The organism is Streptomyces sp. XM4193 (assembly GCF_023072595.1).
Classification (GTDB): domain Bacteria; phylum Actinomycetota; class Actinomycetes; order Streptomycetales; family Streptomycetaceae; genus Streptomyces.
Window position 1 is genome coordinate 188,298 of sequence record NZ_JALLGK010000009.1, and the last position, 16,513, is coordinate 204,810.

11 protein-coding genes are annotated in these 16,513 nt (G+C 71.5%); 5 read left to right on the plus strand and 6 right to left on the minus strand.

Annotation, left to right across the window (positions count from 1 at the left end; translation table 11 throughout):
* Positions 1-40 precede the first annotated feature (40 nt).
* The gene (locus MTQ01_RS21745) at positions 41-3,871 is read left to right on the plus strand and encodes an ABC transporter ATP-binding protein (RefSeq protein ID WP_247492558.1); all 3,831 of its coding nucleotides are present in this window, start codon (positions 41-43) and stop codon (positions 3,869-3,871) included.
* Positions 3,872-4,173: 302 nt separating this feature from the next.
* Here the strand turns inward: MTQ01_RS21745 and MTQ01_RS21750 are convergent, their stop codons facing one another.
* Positions 4,174-4,749, minus strand: a complete 576-nt coding sequence (locus MTQ01_RS21750) for an NUDIX domain-containing protein (RefSeq protein WP_247492470.1) — start codon at positions 4,747-4,749, stop codon at positions 4,174-4,176.
* Between the two features lie 304 nt (positions 4,750-5,053).
* Here MTQ01_RS21750 and MTQ01_RS21755 point away from each other — a divergent pair, with 304 nt between their 5' ends.
* The gene (locus tag MTQ01_RS21755; protein WP_247492471.1) at positions 5,054-6,484 is read left to right on the plus strand and encodes a S28 family serine protease; all 1,431 of its coding nucleotides are present in this window, start codon (positions 5,054-5,056) and stop codon (positions 6,482-6,484) included.
* Between the two features lie 389 nt (positions 6,485-6,873).
* Here the strand turns inward: MTQ01_RS21755 and MTQ01_RS21760 are convergent, their stop codons facing one another.
* On the minus strand, positions 6,874-7,872 hold the full coding sequence (locus tag MTQ01_RS21760; RefSeq protein ID WP_247492473.1) for a sugar ABC transporter substrate-binding protein: 999 nt from the start codon (positions 7,870-7,872) through the stop codon (positions 6,874-6,876).
* Positions 7,873-8,093: 221 nt separating this feature from the next.
* Between MTQ01_RS21760 and MTQ01_RS21765 the strand changes: the two genes are divergently transcribed.
* Entirely contained in the window at positions 8,094-10,337 is a 2,244-nt protein-coding gene (locus MTQ01_RS21765; RefSeq protein ID WP_247492474.1) for an ATP-dependent RecD-like DNA helicase, read from the plus strand.
* A 120-nt stretch (positions 10,338-10,457) separates the two neighbouring features.
* A complete protein-coding gene (locus MTQ01_RS21770) occupies positions 10,458-11,774 on the plus strand; it encodes a citrate synthase (RefSeq protein ID WP_374207834.1) in 1,317 nt (438 codons plus the stop codon).
* A gap of 625 nt (positions 11,775-12,399) precedes the next feature.
* On the opposite strand, the gene MTQ01_RS21775 is transcribed toward MTQ01_RS21770, so the two are convergent.
* From MTQ01_RS21775 to MTQ01_RS21790, 4 genes are all read right to left on the minus strand, one after another.
* Complete coding sequence (locus tag MTQ01_RS21775) at positions 12,400-12,630, minus strand: heavy-metal-associated domain-containing protein (RefSeq protein WP_247492476.1); 231 nt, start codon at positions 12,628-12,630, stop codon at positions 12,400-12,402.
* 138 nt (positions 12,631-12,768) lie between these two features.
* Positions 12,769-12,966 (minus strand): AlpA family transcriptional regulator, encoded by a 198-nt coding sequence (locus MTQ01_RS21780; protein ID WP_211041882.1) that lies wholly within the window; start codon positions 12,964-12,966, stop codon positions 12,769-12,771.
* Between the two features lie 348 nt (positions 12,967-13,314).
* Positions 13,315-14,376 (minus strand): Gfo/Idh/MocA family protein, encoded by a 1,062-nt coding sequence (locus MTQ01_RS21785; RefSeq protein WP_247492477.1) that lies wholly within the window; start codon positions 14,374-14,376, stop codon positions 13,315-13,317.
* Positions 14,377-14,555: 179 nt separating this feature from the next.
* Positions 14,556-15,479, minus strand: coding sequence for a sugar phosphate isomerase/epimerase (locus tag MTQ01_RS21790; protein WP_247492478.1), 924 nt, complete (start codon positions 15,477-15,479; stop codon positions 14,556-14,558).
* Between the two features lie 68 nt (positions 15,480-15,547).
* Here MTQ01_RS21790 and iolC point away from each other — a divergent pair, with 68 nt between their 5' ends.
* Positions 15,548-16,510, plus strand: a complete 963-nt coding sequence (gene iolC, locus MTQ01_RS21795) for a 5-dehydro-2-deoxygluconokinase (RefSeq protein ID WP_308294427.1) — start codon at positions 15,548-15,550, stop codon at positions 16,508-16,510.
* Positions 16,511-16,513: the final 3 nt, after the last annotated feature.

Here is a 16,513-nt window from a genome sequence, read left to right on the forward strand (position 1 = left end):
CCGGCTGACCTCGTACTGTCTGCGGTACCGGCGGAACGTGATGCTCGCGCTCGGCGCCTCGCTGGCCGGTATGGCCGCGATGGCGATGGTCCCGCTGCTCACCAAGGTCGTCATCGACGAGATCGCCGGGGGCAGCGGTGCCGCCGCCTCCGACCTCGCACCCTGGATCGGGCTGCTGCTGGTGGCCGCGGTGGTGATCTACGGGCTCACCTATCTGCGCCGCTACTACGGCGGGCTGCTCGCCCTGGACGTCCAGCACGATCTGCGCACCGCGATGTACCGGGCGATCATCCGGCTGGACGGCCGGGGTCAGGACGAGCTCTCCACCGGCCAGGTCGTCGGGCGCGGCACCAGCGACCTCCAGCTGGTGCAGAGCCTGCTGTTCATGCTGCCGATGATGATCGGGAACATCCTGCTCTTCGCGGTCGCGCTGATCGTGATGTTCGTGCTCTCCCCGATGCTGACGCTGGTGTCGCTGGCGGTCTTCCCGCTGCTCTGGTGGATCGCCGACCTCAGCCGCAAGCGCCTCTTCCCCGCGACCTGGTACGCCCAGCAGCAGGCCGGTGCGGTCGCCTCGGTGGTCGACGGCTCGGTGACGGGCGTACGGGTCGTCAAGGGCTTCGGGCAGGAGGAGCAGGAGTCGGGCAAGCTGCGCGCGATCAGCCGTACGCTCTTCGCCGCCCGGCTGCGCACCGTGCGGCTGACGGCGCGCTACACCCCGGCGCTCCAGGCCGTGCCCTCCTTCGGGCAGGTCGCCATGCTCGGTGTCGGCGGCTGGATGGCGGTGCAGGGCCAGATCACCCTCGGCACCTTCGTCGCCTTCTCCACCTACCTCGCACAGCTGGTGGGCCCGGTGCGGATGCTCGCCGCGATGCTCACCATCGGCCAGCAGGCCCGCGCCGGCGTGGAGCGGATCTTCGAGCTGATCGACACCGAGCCGCAGATGTCCGAGCGGCCCGACGCGATCGAGCTGCCCGCCGGGGCGGACGCCTCCGTCGAGTTCGACCGTGTGAGCTTCGGGTACAGCGCGGACCGGCCCGTGCTGGACGAACTCACCCTGCGCATCGAGCCGGGCGAGACGCTCGCGGTGGTCGGCACCAGCGGAAGCGGCAAGTCGACGGTCTCGATGCTGCTGCCGCGCTACTACGACGCCACCGCAGGCTCGGTGCGGGTCGGCGGCCACGACGTGCGCGACCTCAGTCTGGCCTCGCTGCGCTCCGCCATCGGGCTCGTACCGGAGAACAGCTTCCTCTTCTCCGAATCCGTCCGGGAGAACATCGCGTTCGGCGCACCCGACGCCGACGACGAGCAGATCCGCAGTGCCGCCCGCGCCGCGCAGGCCGACGGGTTCATCTCCGAGCTGCCGCAGGGGTACGACACCGTCCTCGGCGAGCAGGGGATGAGCCTTTCGGGAGGGCAGCGGCAGCGCATCGCGCTCGCCCGGGCGATCCTCACCAACCCCCGGTTGCTGCTGCTGGACGACGCCACCTCCGCGGTGGACGCCCGCGTCGAGCACGAGATCCACGAGGCGCTGCGCGGGGTGATGGCCGGCCGCACCACGCTGATGATCGCCCACCGCCAGTCCACGCTGACCCTGGCCGACCGGATCGCGGTGCTGGACGGCGGCCGGCTGGTGGACGTCGGCACCCACGCCGAGCTCTCCACCCGCTGCGACCTCTACCGCCGACTCCTCACCGACCCCGACGAGTTGGGCGATGTGGCGCGCGACCCGGCGGGGCGGGCGCGGCACGACGAGCACCTTCCGGTCGACGGCGTCACCCCCGAGCTGTGGCAGCGGCCCGAGACGTCGGCCGCCGGGAGCAGCTCCGGCGACGGCGGCAGCGGGGCGAGCGCGGCGCAGAGCGGACAGCAGGGGAGCTTCGGCGCCGAGCTGAGCTCGCTGCCCGGCGACCCCGAGCTGCTGGCCAAGGTCGCCGCCCTGCCGCCCGCGACGGACGAGCCGGAGATCGACGAGTCGACGGCGGCCCAGCCCGAGGAGTCGTACGGTCTGCGGCGGTTGCTGCGCGGCTTCGGCCGTCCGCTGGCGCTCGCGCTGGGCTTCGTCGCCGTGGACGCGGCCGCGATGCTGCTGCTTCCGGTCCTCATCCGCCAGGGCATCGACGACGGCGTCGAGAAGGCCGCGATAGCCGGTGTCTGGCTCGCGGCAGGGCTGGCGCTGGTGGTGGTGCTGGCCCAGTGGGCGGCGCAGACCGTGGCGATGCGGATGACCGGCCGGATCGGCGAGCGAGTGCTGTACGCACTGCGAATAAAGATCTTCGCGCAGCTCCAGCGGCTGGGCCTGGACTACTACGAGCGCCATCTGACCGGTGCGCTGATGACGCGCATGACCACCGATGTCGACGCGCTCTCCACCTTTCTCCAGACCGGCCTGGTCACCGCGCTCGTCTCGCTGCTCACCTTCGTCGGCATCCTGGTGGCACTGCTGGTGATCGACGTCCAGCTCGCACTGGTCGTCTTCGCGACACTGCCCCCGCTGATCCTCGGCACGGTCTACTTCCGCCGACACAGCGTCAAGGCGTACGAGTTGGCCCGCGAGCGGGTGAGCGTGGTCAACGCCGACCTCCAGGAGTCGGTTGCCGGACTGCGCATGCTCCAGGCGTTCCGGCGCGAGGACACCGGTGCGGACCGCTTCGCCGAGCGCAGCGACGGCTACCGCAGGGCGCGGGTGCGCGGCCAGTGGCTGATCTCGGTGTACTTCCCCTTCGTGCAGCTCCTCGCGTCCTTCGCGACGGTCGCGGTGCTGCTGGTCGGGGCTGGCCGGGTGAGCGAGGGCACGCTCTCCGCGGGCGCACTGGTGGCGTATCTGCTCTACATCGAGCTGTTCTTCGCCCCGGTCCAGCAGCTCTCGCAGGTCTTCGACGGCTACCAGCAGGCGTCCGTCTCGCTCGGCCGCATCCAGGGGCTGCTGCGGGAGCAGACCTCCACCCCGTCCTCGACGACGGCCGAGCCGGTGCGCGCGCTTCGGGGCGAAGTCGCCTTCGACGCCGTGGGGTTCCGCTACGACGGCGCCTCCGCCCGGGCGGGCGGGGCAGCCGAGGAGGCCCGGGCGGGCGAGCCGCAGGCACCTGGCGGCGGGACCGGCGACTCCCCGAGTCCGGCCGGCTCCCTCCCCTCAGCGGCACCGACGGGGGAGGCGGCGCTGAGCGGCGTCAGCCTGACCGTCCCCGCCGGCCAGACCGTCGCCTTCGTCGGTGAGACGGGCGCGGGCAAGTCGACGCTGGTGAAGCTCGTCGCGCGCTACTACGACCCGACCTCCGGCGCCGTGCGCGTCGACGGCCGCGATCTGCGCGAGCTCGATCTGACGAGTTTCCGGCAGCGGCTCGGTGTGGTCCCTCAGGAGCCGTACCTCTTCCCCGGGCCGGTCCGCGACAGCATCGCGTACGGCCGCCCGTCGGCGACGGACGCGGAGGTGGAGGCGGCGGCCCGCAGAGTCGGTGCGCACGACATGATCGCCTCGCTGCCGCACGGTTATCTGCAGGAGGTCGGCGAGCGCGGAAAGAACCTCTCGGCCGGTCAGCGCCAGCTGATCGCGCTGGCCAGAGCGGAGCTGGTCGAGCCCGACATCCTGCTGCTGGACGAGGCCACCGCCGCGCTGGACCTGGCGACCGAGTCGCTGGTCAACCAGGCGACCGACCGGCTGGCCGGGCGGCGCACGACGCTGGTCATCGCCCACCGCCTGACCACGGCCGCGCGGGCGGACCGGGTGGTGGTGCTCGACCACGGCAGAGTCGCCGAGGACGGCACGCACACCGAGCTGCTGGCGCGCGGCGGTCGGTACGCCGAGTTGTGGCGCACCTTCGTCGGCGGTTCGGACACGGACAGCGGCGCACCCCAGCCCTCCCGCGTCTGACCCCCGGGGCGGGCCGCACGCCGGGCGCGGTGCCGCGGTAGCGCTGTCGCCGTCCTGCCGCGCGCTGTCCTGTCGCTCTGCCGTGCGTCGCGTCGTACGGAGACGGAGGCGGGGCCGCGTCGCGCGGATCGCGGCGTACGGCGTTCGGGGCGTTGGGGGCGTCCCGCCGGTGGAGCACCGTGCAGGGCGCGTCCGGCGCCGCTACCGGACCTGTGTGCCGCGGGCGCCGTCCGGTGGGTGCCGCGCTCAGGGTGCCCGGCTCCGGGCGGTCGGCCCGGCTTCCGGCGGCCGGAGCGCCGTGGTCAGTGCTCCCGGGTGAGCTCGGCGAGGTAGGTGTCGACGGTCTGGAGCCGCGGCAGCTCCTGCTGCCCGTCCCACCAACACACCTCGCCGATCTCCTCGTTGGGCGTGAAGGCGCCCGGTTCGGCGACGCGAGCGGTGAAGACCGCGCCGATCAGGGTGCGCCGGGTCGGTCCGAGCGCGGTGGTCGCGTAGCCGACCAGGCGCAGCGCCTCGGGGGCGATCTCCTCGCCCGTCTCCTCCCGCAGTTCGCGCACCGCGGCCTCGCGTGCGCTCTCGTCCGTCTCCACCCCGCCGCCCGGCAGCTCCCAGCAGTCGCGGTCGCGCACCCGTACCAGCAGCAGGCGTTCCCGGTGCCAGAGGGCGATCAGCACGTAGGCGGCGGCTACGGCGTCCGCCTGCCGGCTCGAGGGGCGTACGTCCTCGGCGGGCTGAAAGGCCAGCAGCTCCATCTGACGCGGTCCGGTCGCCAGCGGGGGCGCGGCGACCGGGGTCTGCGGCGGTTCAACGGGCAGGCCGTGCGGGTCGGTTGCCCGGCGCGGCTGCGGGTCGTGCGCGGGCGGCAGGTCGGAGGTCATGGCTGTGAGGGTAGCCGCCGTACTTCGGTCGTAGAGGGGAACGGACCGTCCTCCGCCGACCGTTGGGGGGCGCGTCCGGGGGCCGGGGAGAAGGTGGCGAGGGCGCCGGGGAGATGTTGCGTCAGTGACGGGACGGGACTGCCGGGGCTGCGGGGGACGAAAGCCGCACCGCACCGCCGATCGCGGGTATCGAACGTTCAATTGAGCGGTCGCGGCCGTTCAGGTCTGGTGTGCGAAGTGTCGCCCGGATAGGTTCACCTGCGACCAGCGCGCAGCACCAGGCCGAATCCGGGGAGTTGTATACATGCGCAAAACGCTCAGATGGATGCTCGCCACCGCAGTGCTCATAGGATCGGGCACCGTCGGCGCCGCGTCGGCGGGCGCCGCCGCAGCGGACAAGGGTGACATCAAGGACAAGATTCTCGCGATCGACGGCATGAGCCTGATCGAGGAGAAGCCGGCCGAGGACGGCTACCGCTACTTCGTCCTCAACTACGAGCAGCCGGTGGACCACCGCAAGCCGGACGAGGGCACCTTCAAGCAGCGGATCTCGATCCTGCACAAGTCGGAGGACCGTCCGAACGTCTTCTTCACCTCCGGCTACAACCTCAACACCCAGCCGAGCCGCAGCGAGCCGACCCGGATCATCGACGGCAACCAGGTCTCGATGGAGTACCGCTTCTTCGACCCCTCGCGCCCCGACCCGGCGGACTGGACGAAGCTGGACATCTGGCAGGCCGCGAGCGACCAGCACCGGATCTTCAGCGCGCTCAACGGTGTCTACGACCAGAAGTGGATCTCCACCGGCGGCAGCAAGGGCGGTATGACGGCGACGTACTACCGCCGCTTCTACCCCGAGGACATGGACGGCACGGTCGCCTACGTCGCGCCCAACAACGTCGACAACAAGGAGGACTCGGCCTACGACGAGTTCTTCGCCAACGTGTCGACCAAGGAGTGCCGCGAGGCGCTGAGCACCGCCGAGCGCCAGATCTTCGAGCGCCGTGACGTGCTCAGCAAGCGGATGGCGAAGGAGGCCGAGGAGAACGGCTACACCTACGACCTGATCGGCGACGTCGACAAGGCGTACGAGGTCATCGGCCTCGACGTGATCTGGTCGTTCTGGCAGTACTCCAGCGAGTCGGACTGCGCGAACGTGCCCGCCGCCGACGCCACCGACGACGAGCTGTACACCTGGGTCGACCAGGTCTACGGCTGGAGCGGCGGCAGCGACGACGGCCTGCTCGGCTACACCCCGTACTACTACCAGGCGGGCACCCAGCTGGGTCAGCCGTCCGTGCAGACCCCGCAGTTGGACGATCTGCTGAAGTACCCGGGCATCAACGAGCCGCGCACCTTCGTGCCGCGCGACATCCCGATGGACCACTTCGACGACAAGGCGATGGCCGACATCGACGAGTGGGTGCGCACCGAGTCCACCGAGATGCTCTACGTCAACGGCGAGAACGACCCGTGGTCCGCCGAGCCGTTCCGTCTGGGCGACGGCAGCAAGGACTCGCACCTGCTGGTCGCGCCGGGTGCCAACCACGGCGCGAACATCGAGGCGCTGGAGCAGAGCGACCGGGCCACGGCCATCCGCGCGCTGATGCGCTGGGCCGGTCAGGAGCTGGGCCCCGAGGCGCAGTCGAAGTCCGCGGCGCCCAAGCCGCTGGCGAAGTACAACGCCGAGCTGGACCGGCCGATGGTGGAGCGCACTCCGCCCGGCCTGCCGTAACAGGTGACCAGCAGTCGGTGACCGCGACCGGTGCACGGGTGTTCCACACGTGCACCGGTCGCGGAGCGGCCGGACGGTGACGGGCATCCGCAACTGCCGCACCGTGCGGGCCCGTTCGATACGAGGAGTGGGGCCCGGTCGCGCTGACCGGGCCCCACTCCCGCGTGTGCGCCCGCATCCGTCCGGCGCCGCCTTCGTCCGCCCCCGGCGCCGGGGACCGTCCGGAAGGTCCGGCCCCGCCGTGGCCACCGACCCGCCGTGGCCGCCGACCCGCTGTGACCGCCCCACAGAGCTGTGACCGCCCCACAGAGCCCCGTCCGCCCCGCAGCGCTGCGTCCGCCGCGCAGAGGCGCCGTACCGGTGCCGGGCCGCGGTCCGCCGGCTGCGGTCTACTCGAACTCCTCGATCGTCGCCTTGGTCACGACGCGCATCGGCACCAGGATGCGCTTGTCCACCGGCTCGTCCTTGGCGGCTCGGACCGCGTTGCGCACCGCGACCCGTCCGATCTCCTCCGGCTGGTCGGTGACGGTCGCGGCGATGTCGCCGTTCTTGACCGCCTTGCGGCCCGCCTCCGTGCCCTCGAAGCCGACGATGCTGATGCCCTCCAGGCCCATCGCGGCGACCGCGTCGGCGGCGCCGAGCGCCATCGCGTCGTTCTCCGCGAACACCCCGGTGACGGTCGGGTCGATCAGCAGCTGCTCGCTCATCACGGCCTCCGCCTGGGCGCGTTTGAAGCCCGCGGACCTGGTGGCGGCGATACGGATCTCGTGCGGCTTCAGACCTGCCCTGAAGTCGTCGTAGTGGTGCTTGCTGGCCGCGTTGTCCTTCGAGCCGCGCAGGACGACGATGTCGCCCTTGCCGTCGAGCGCGGTGGCCAGCGCCTCGGCGGCGATACGGCCGCTGGGCGCGTGGTCGGGCGCCACGATGGAGGTGGCCTGCGGGGTGTCCCCGGTGCGCCCGGCGGTGACGGTGGGGATGTCCTCGTCGGTCAGCCGGCGCAGGTTGGTGGTGGCGTTGGCCGGGTTGACCGGCGAGTAGACGACGGCGCCCATGCTCTGGTCGGCGAAGTGTTCGAGGTCCTCGCCCTGACGGTCCTCGTCGTCGCCCGCGTCCCTGATGGTCAGCCGGGCGCCCTGCTTCTCGGCCTCCGCGCGTGCTCCGGACAGGAGGTCGCTGTTGAAGTCGCTCTTGACGTTGGGAAGCGAGAGGCCGATGCGCACGGCGGTGCCCGGCGACTCCTGGGCCTCCGCCGAGTCCGCCTCGCTTCCGCACCCGGTCGCGGTGAGGGCGAGCGCGGTACCGAGCACGGCGAGGAGCAGACCCGGGCGGGACCCCGGGTTGCGACGTATGGCGCCTGCGGTGCGTGTGGTGCTGTTCCTCTTGCTCATGCTGCGGTTCCTCGAGGTGGGCGGCGATGAAGCGAGCCGGATGGTCCAGACAGCGATCTGACGGGCGCCACCGCGCCGTCGGACTCCTCAAGATCAACGCAGTGATGATCTCCAGCGACGCAGTGTATCGGCGAACCCCTGCGGAGGGATCGGTTCCGAAGGGAACATCTGTGGCCACCTGTGGCAGCTCCCTGTCAGAGGTGCCGATTACGGTCGTAGCCATGACGCGCCAACTCGCTGTGCTCGAAGGGGTCCTGGAGCGCATCACCTACGCCAACGAGGACAACGGCTACACGGTCGCCCGGCTCGCGCCCGCCCGCGCGCGGGACAGCGGCGGCGAGCTGCTGACGGTTGTCGGTGCGCTGCTCGGCGCCCAGCCGGGGGAGTCGCTGCGCCTGGAGGGCCACTGGGGCTCCCACCCCAGCTACGGCCGCCAGTTCACCGTGGAGAACTACACGACCGTGCTGCCCGCCACGGTCCAGGGCATCCGCCGCTATCTGGGGTCCGGGCTGATCAAGGGCATCGGACCGCGGATCGCGGAGCGGATCGTCGCGCACTTCGGCGTCGCGACCCTGGAGGTGATCGAGGAGGACGCCGCCCGGCTGGTCGAGGTGCCCGGGCTCGGGCCCAAGCGCACGGCGAAGATAGCCGCCGCCTGGGAGGAGCAGAAGGCGATCAAGGAGGTCATGGTCTTCCTCCAGAGCGTGGAGGTCTCCACCTCCATCGCGGTGCGGATCTACAAGAAGTACGGGGACGACTCGGTCGCCGTCGTCCGGGAGGAGCCCTACCGGCTGGCCGCCGACGTGTGGGGCATCGGCTTTGTGACGGCCGACCGCATCGCGCAGGCGGTCGGCATTCCGCACGACAGCCCGCAGCGGGTCAAGGCCGGTCTCCAGCACGCTCTTTCGCAGGCGGCGGACCGCGGGCACTGCTTCCTGCCGGAGGAGCGGCTGCTCGCCGAGGGCGTCAAGCTGCTCCAGGTCGACACCGGCCTGCTGATCGAGAGCCTGGCCGAGCTCGCCGCCGAGCCGGAGGGCGTCGTGCGCGAGGCGATCCCGGATCCGGAGGACCCGGAGCGGACCGTGACGGCCGTCTATCTGGTGCCCTTCCACCGCGCCGAGCTGTCGCTGGCCGGGCAGTTGAGGCGGTTGCTCCGCGCGGACCACCCCGCCGGCGGGCCGCTCGCGGCCTTCGCCGAGGTGGACTGGGAGCGGGCGCTCGGCTGGCTCGCGGCGCGCACGGGTGCGGAGTTGGCGCCGGAGCAGCAGGCGGCGGTGCGGCTGGCGCTGACCGAGAAGGTGGCGGTGCTGACCGGCGGGCCCGGCTGCGGCAAGTCCTTCACGGTGCGGTCGGTGGTGGAGCTGGCCGCCGCGAAGCGGGCGCGGGTGGTGCTGGCCGCCCCGACCGGGCGGGCCGCCAAGCGGCTTACGGAGCTGACCGGGGTGGAGGCGTCCACCGTGCACCGGTTGTTGGAGCTCAAGCCCGGCGGGGACGCTGCCTTCGACCGGGACCGGCCGCTGGAGGCCGATCTGGTGGTGGTGGACGAGGCGTCCATGCTCGACCTGCTGCTGGCGAACAAGCTGGTCAAGGCGGTGCCGCCGGGCGCTCATCTGCTGCTGGTCGGCGACGTGGACCAACTGCCGTCGGTGGGTGCGGGGGAGGTGCTGCGCGATCTGCTGGCCGAGGACGGCCCGGTGCCCCGCGTCCGGTTGACGCGGATCTTCCGGCAGGCCCGGCAGTCCGGTGTGGTGACCAACGCACACCGGATCAACTCCGGCTCTCCGCCGCTCACTTCGGGGCTGGACGACTTCTTCCTCTTCGTCGAGGAGGACACCGAGGAGGCGGCGCGGCTGACGGTGGACGTGGTGGCCCGCCGTCTGCCCGCCAGATTCGGCCTCGACCCGCGGCGCGACGTACAGGTGTTGGCGCCGATGCACCGGGGGCCGGCCGGTGCGGGCTCGCTCAACGGCCTGCTCCAGCAGGCGCTGACGCCCGCCCGCCCCGAGGTGCCCGAGAAGCGTTACGGGGGCCGGGTGTTCCGGGTGGGCGACAAGGTCACCCAGATACGCAACAACTACGACAAGGGCGTCAACGGCGTCTTCAACGGCACCGTCGGTGTGGTGACCGCGCTCGACAGCGTGGAGCAGCAACTCACCGTGCTCACCGACGAGGACGAGGAGGTCCCGTACGACTTCGACGAGCTGGACGAGCTGTCCCACGCGTACGCGATGACCATCCACCGTTCCCAGGGCAGCGAGTACCCGGCGGTGGTGATCCCCGTCACCACCGCCGCCTGGATGATGCTCCAGCGCAACCTGCTCTACACCGCCGTCACCCGGGCGAAGAGGCTGGTGGTGCTGGTGGGTTCGCGTCGCGCGCTGGGTCAGGCGGTGCGTTCGGTCTCGGCGGGCCGCCGTTGCACGGGTCTCGACCACCGATTGCGGGACGAACGCAGCGGAAAGTAGCGTGCGCGCGGCACCGCGTGCCAGCAAAAAGCCCTATGGTCGACCCCGAGTGCACGAGGCGGGGGTAAATGGGGGACAGTGGAAGCAGTCAGGGCACCTCGAAGAAGAGGCACTACGTCGGTGAGGGATGACGTGAGCGAACACCGCGCAGAAGACAGCGCTGTAGTACTGCGGTACGGGAACAGTGACCACAGCTTCCCGTTGGTCGACGGTACGGTCGGCGACCGTGGCTTCGACATCGGCAAGCTGCGCGCTGAGACCGGTCTGGTGACCCTGGACGCGGGCTACGGCAACACCGCGGGCGTCAAGTCCGCGATCACCTACCTCGACGGTGAGCAGGGCATCCTGCGCTACCGCGGTTACCCCATCGAGCAGGTGGCCGAGCGTGGCAACTTCCTGGAGACCGCCTACCTGTTGATCAACGGCGAGCTGCCGACGGTCGACGAGCTGGCCGGCTTCCAGACCGAGATCTCCCAGCACACGATGCTGCACGAGGACGTCAAGCGCTTCTACGACGGCTTCCCGCGCGATGCGCACCCCATGGCGATGCTCTCCTCGGTCGTCAGCGCACTGTCCACCTTCTACCAGGACAGCCACAACCCGTTCGACGAGGAGCAGCGGCACATCTCCACGATCCGGCTGCTCGCCAAGCTGCCGACGATCGCCGCCTACGCGTACAAGAAGGCCATCGGCCACCCGGTCGTCTACCCGCGCAACGACCTCGGCTACGTGGAGAACTTCCTCCAGATGACCTTCTCGGTCCCGGCCGAGAAGTACGAGCTGGACCCGGTCGTCGCCAGTGCGCTGGACAAGCTGCTGATCCTGCACGCGGACCACGAGCAGAACTGCTCGACCTCCACCGTGCGCCTGGTCGGTTCCTCGCAGGCGAATATGTTCGCCTCGATCTCCGCGGGCATCAGCGCCCTGTGGGGCCCGCTGCACGGCGGCGCCAACCAGGCCGTGCTGGAGATGCTGGAGCAGATCCAGCGCGACGGCGGTGACGTCGACAGCTTCATTCGCAAGGTGAAGAACAAGGAGGACGGCGTCCGCCTGATGGGCTTCGGGCACCGCGTCTACAAGAGCTTCGACCCCCGGGCGAAGATCATCAAGGACGCGGCGCACCAGGTCCTCTCGGCGCTCGGCAAGTCCGACGAGCTGCTGGACATCGCGCTCAAGCTGGAGGAGCACGCGCTTCGGGACGACTACTTCGTCTCGCGCAACCTCTACCCGAACGTCGACTTCTACACCGGCCTCATCTACCGGGCCATGGGCTTCCCGACGAGCATGTTCACCGTGCTCTTCGCCATGGGCCGGCTGCCGGGCTGGATCGCCCAGTGGCACGAGATGATCAAGGAGCCGGGCTCCCGGATCGGCCGTCCGCGGCAGATCTACACCGGCGTCGTCGAGCGGGACTACGTGCCCGTGGAGCAGCGCTGACGCGTCACGCATCCAAGACGCCCGAGGGCCCCGGCCGGAACATCCCGGCCGGGGCCCTCGGGCGTTCCCGGCGCCCGGCCGCCCCTCGGTTCGGTTCCTGTCCGCTCCGGGGCCGGTCGGGGCCGCGGTGAGGGTCCGGGGAAGGTCCGAGTCGAGGTTGAGGGTGGGGCCGGGTGGGAGGCTTGGGCGGGAGTGCGGGTGGTTTCGGGGTGAGGACTGCTCTGAGCTGGGGATATGCCGTCCCGCGGGGTGGGGTTGTGGTGGGTTGCGGGCACCGTTGTGCGATGTGATCCAGATCACAGGGGGTGGATGTACAACCATTTCGGGGGGACGACAGTCTCACCGGTTGACGTCGACACCCGGCGGAGTTGACGTCCATGCGCTGTTGCCTCGGCCGTAATGCTTTGAGCGGCCTTCCGGCCCGGAGCACAGCGAGCAAGACACCCGGCGTGGGTCCCGTGGGGGGAATCCAACCGGGAATGGAAACGCCCCGAGTTGCGAGCCCGTGGGGGGACTTGCAGCCGGGGCGTTTTCGCTGTCCGAGGACCGTTTCGCTGTCGCGGATCGCGCTGTCGCGGATCGCGCCGTTGCGGATCGCCGCGGGTCGCGTCGCCGGGGGTGCGGGTCAGGCGCGGCCGACGAGCTCGTAGCCGGCTTCGTCGACCGCGGCGCGCACGGCGGCCTCCTCGGGCTCCTCGGTGGAGGTGACGGTCACCAGTCCCTCCTTGGCGGAGGCGCTGACCTCCAAGACGCCGGCCACCTCGGTCAGCTCTTCCCGGATCGCGTTCTCGCAGTGGCCGCAGCTCATGCCGGTGACCTTGTACACGGTGGTGACGGTGGACTGCTGGGTGCTCATGGTGTGACTCCGTGGTGCGTGTGCGGACGGGGTTCTGTCACTCGACTCTATACCCCCTGGAGGTATGAAAGGGCTCGGTGTCGCTGCCGTGCGGCGCGACCCTGCGCGGCACCCGGAACGGGGCCGACGGCCGGGGGTCTAGCGGTTGCGCCAGCCGTTGCCCGGACGCTGGGCGACCCAGGTGCGCACGGTGTCGGCACGCCAGTAGGGCCTGCCGCCCTCCACCAGGTCGGGTGGCGGCAGGAGCCCGTGCTTGCGGTACGAGCGCACCGTGTCCGGCTGGACCTGGATGTGCGCGGCGATCTCCTTGTAGGACCACAGGGCCTGGTCGGCCATGAAGGGCACCTCCACGGAAGGGGCGGGTGTTGCCCCGACCCTCGTTTCCGCCCATCCGCGGTGCTCGCAGCGACAGTTGGCTGTTGACCCGTCGTGACCGCAGGGTGCGCAACGGTGACGGCTGTGACGGGACGGAGACGGATCAAGCAGATGTTCGGTCGACCGGCACCGGGACGCCCGACCCCCGCTCCCGCCGGGACGCCGAGCGCCGGACCCGCTCCCTCCGGGGGACGCCGCCACCGGGGACCCGCCGGGCTGCCGACACCGCCCGTCGCAAGCCGCCTCGTACCGACCGCCGACCCGCAGACCCGCCCGCGCACCGACCCGCCGCGGGGAGGTGCCCGCCGCTCAGCCGACCGGCAGCCGCGGCCGGTCGGCCGTCGACTCCCCGTAGAGCGGCGGGCGTTCGGCGAGCTCGACCGGTGTGCGCACGCCGTCGCGCTGGGCGGTGACACCGGCCGCGCACACCGCGGCGGCGGCGTAGCCGTCCCAGGTGCTCGGGCCGGTCGTGCGACCCGAGCGCGCCGCGTCCACCCACTCCTGGAGCTCGCGCTGGTAGGCGTCGCCGAAGCGGGTGAGGAAGTCCTGGTCCACGGTGCCGCCCCAGCGGCCCGAGGCGGCGACCCGTACGCCCGGGCGTGCGTCGTCCGCGCCGACCGTGGCGGTGCCGCGCGAGCAGACGACCTCGGCGCGCACCTGGTAGCCGAAACCGCAGGCGGCGAAGATCTCCACGGTCACCAGTGCGCCCCCGGAGGTCTCCAGCAGTACGAGCTGGGGGTCGCTGCCGGCGACGGGGGAGTCCGTGCGCGCACCGGGTTTGACGACGGTCACCGCGGTGATCTCCTGTCCCCAGAGCCACCTGGTGCAGTCGATCTCGTGGACCACCGAGTCGTTGATCATCATCTGCTCGGTGAACCAGGCCGGCATCCCGACGTTGCGGTGCGCGCAGTGCATCATCAGCGGCTGCCCCAACTCCCCGCGGTCCAGCAGCGCTTTGAGCGCGAGGAACTCCGCGTCGTACCGCCGCATGAAGCCGACCTGGATCAGCCGCCTGCCGAGCCGCTGCTCCGCCTCCAGCACGCGCAGCGCCCCGGCGGGGTCCGGGGTGAGCGGTTTCTCGCACAGCACGGGCAGCCCGCGTTCCAGGGCCTCCAGCAGCACCTCCTCGTGCGCCGGACCGGGCGAGGCGATCAGCACCGCCTCGACGCCGGGGGCGGCGAGCGCCCGGCCGGCCTCGCTGTAGGAACGACAGCCGGGTTCGGCCTCGGCCAACGCCGCTGCACGGTCGCCGTCCACGTCCGCGACGGCGACGACCTCGGCGCCGCTGACGCGCTCCCGCAGGCGGTGGACGTGGTCCGCGCCCATCCGGCCGGTGCCGATCACGGCGACGCCGAGAGGGGTCTTGCTCATGTGGTGCGTTCTCCTTGCGTGGTACGGGAGTTGCGGTGGTACGAGTGGTACGGGAGTTGCGGACGCGAGGCGCGGTGGACGTGTCGCTGTGGACGCGTCCCGCCGGGGTGCGGGTGGGCAGACGCGCGCGGCCGGACCGCGACGGCCTGCCGACTGCGGACCGCCCGTCCGTCGGCGGGTCAGGCGCCGCAGGAGCGCAGGAAGCGGCGGGTACGGGTGGCGATCGGCAACGGCTGGTCGGGCGGGCACGGGTACATGTCCTGCTCCACGATCGCGAACAGCTCCACGCCCAGCCCCTGCGCCGCGCGCAGCACCGGTTCCAACTCCGGCACTCCGCGCGGGGGTTCGCACATCACCCCGCGGCCCACCGCGGGGCCGAACGGCACGCCCCCGGCGACGACGTCCGCGAGCACCTCGGGGTCGACCTGCTTGAGGTGGAGGTAGCCGATCCGCTCCCCGTAGGTCTCGATCAGCCGTACGCTGTCGCCGCCGCAGTAGGCGTAGTGGCCGGTGTCCAGGCAGAGGTTCACCAGATCGGGGTCGGTCGCGTCCAGGAAGCGGGTGACGTTGGCCTCGGTGTCGATGTGGGTGTCGGCGTGCGGGTGGACGGCGATCTCCAGCCCGTAGGTGTCGCGGACCCGTGCCGCCAGGCGCTCGGTGCCGGAGGCGAGCTCCCGCCACTGGTCGGCGGTGAGCTCCGGCGGTTCGATCATCTCGGCGGTCCGGTCGTCGCGCCAGAAGGACGGGATGACGACCAGATGGCGCGCCCCGGTCTGCGCCGTGAGGGCGGCGACCTGCGAGACATGGGCCCAGGTCTCGTCCCACACCGCCGGGCCGCGGTGCAGCGAGGTGAAGACCGTACCGGCCGAGACGCGCAGGCCCCGCTGCTCGGTCTCGGCGCGCAGCACCGCCGGGTCGGTGGGCAGGTAGCCGTGCGGACCGAGTTCGATCCACTCGTAGCCCGCTTCGGCCACTTCGTCCAGAAAACGCTGCCAGGGAACCTGCAGCGGATCGTCGGGAAACCACACACCCCAGGAGTCGGGGGCCGATCCGACGCGCAGTCGGTCCAGGGTGGGTACGCGGGGAGAGTGAGCGGTGGCCATGAGTGCCGGTCCTCCTCTCACCGGCTCGAACGAGCCGGTCACGGATCCAGGTTGGAGGTTCAATACAGGTGAGCGACGTCAGGGGTCCCTACGACCTCATCACAATGGGCCGCATCGGGGTGGACATCTACCCGCTGCAGAGCGGTGTGCCACTGGCGGAGGTCGAGACGTTCGCCAAGTTCCTCGGCGGCTCGCCGACCAACGTCGCGGTGGCGGCGTCCAGGCTGGGCCGCCGCAGCGCGGTGGTCAGCCGCACCGGGCGGGACCCGTTCGGCGACTACTGCCGTCGCGCGCTCACCGACTTCGGGGTGGACGCCCGCTGGGTGACCGAGGTGGACGGCGCCCCGACGCCGGTGACGTTCTGCGAGATCTTCCCGCCGGACGACTTCCCGCTCTACTTCTACCGCCGGCCCAAGGCGCCGGATCTCATGGTGCGCGCCGAGGAGTTGGACCTCGCGGCCCTGCGCGAGGCGCGGGTCTTCTGGATGACCGGTACCGGACTGTGCGAGGAGCCCAGCCGCAGCGCGACTCACGCCGCGCTGGAGGCCAGGGCGCGGGCCGGCATCACCGTATTCGACCTGGACTGGCGGCCGATGTTCTGGCCGGAGGGCGAGGTGGCGGCGGCCCGCCCGCACTACGAGCGGGCGCTCGCCGGGGCGACCGTGGCGGTCGGGAACCTGGCCGAGTGCGAGGTCGCCACAGGTGAGCGCGAGCCGTACGCCTGCGCACGCGCGCTGTTGGCGGCGGGGGTGGAGCTGGCGGTGGTCAAGCTCGGCCCCGAGGGTGTGCTCGCCGTCCACCGGGACGGGCGCGAGGTCGGTGCGCCACCGCATCCGGTGGAGGTGGTCAACGGCCTCGGCGCCGGCGACGCGTTCGGCGGCGCGCTCTGCCACGGGCTGTTGGAGGGCTGGGAGTTGGCACGCGTCATGCGGTACGCCAACGCGGCCGGGGCGCTGGTGGCCGGCCGGCTCGCCTGTTCGGCCGCCATGCCGGAGCCGGCGGAGGTCGAGGCGCTGCTCGCCGCCGACTGACCT

Coding starts and splice junctions, on each gene's coding strand:
- MTQ01_RS21760 (WP_247492473.1), bottom strand. CDS start 7,872: ATGAGCAAGAGGAACAGCACCACACGCACCGCAGGCGCCATACGTCGC.
- MTQ01_RS21745 (WP_247492558.1), top strand. CDS start 41: ATGCTCGCGCTCGGCGCCTCGCTGGCCGGTATGGCCGCGATGGCGATG.
- MTQ01_RS21785 (WP_247492477.1), bottom strand. CDS start 14,376: ATGAGCAAGACCCCTCTCGGCGTCGCCGTGATCGGCACCGGCCGGATG.
- MTQ01_RS21755 (WP_247492471.1), top strand. CDS start 5,054: ATGCGCAAAACGCTCAGATGGATGCTCGCCACCGCAGTGCTCATAGGA.
- MTQ01_RS21750 (WP_247492470.1), bottom strand. CDS start 4,749: ATGACCTCCGACCTGCCGCCCGCGCACGACCCGCAGCCGCGCCGGGCA.
- MTQ01_RS21780 (WP_211041882.1), bottom strand. CDS start 12,966: ATGGCCGACCAGGCCCTGTGGTCCTACAAGGAGATCGCCGCGCACATC.
- MTQ01_RS21790 (WP_247492478.1), bottom strand. CDS start 15,479: ATGGCCACCGCTCACTCTCCCCGCGTACCCACCCTGGACCGACTGCGC.
- MTQ01_RS21775 (WP_247492476.1), bottom strand. CDS start 12,630: ATGAGCACCCAGCAGTCCACCGTCACCACCGTGTACAAGGTCACCGGC.
- MTQ01_RS21765 (WP_247492474.1), top strand. CDS start 8,094: ATGACGCGCCAACTCGCTGTGCTCGAAGGGGTCCTGGAGCGCATCACC.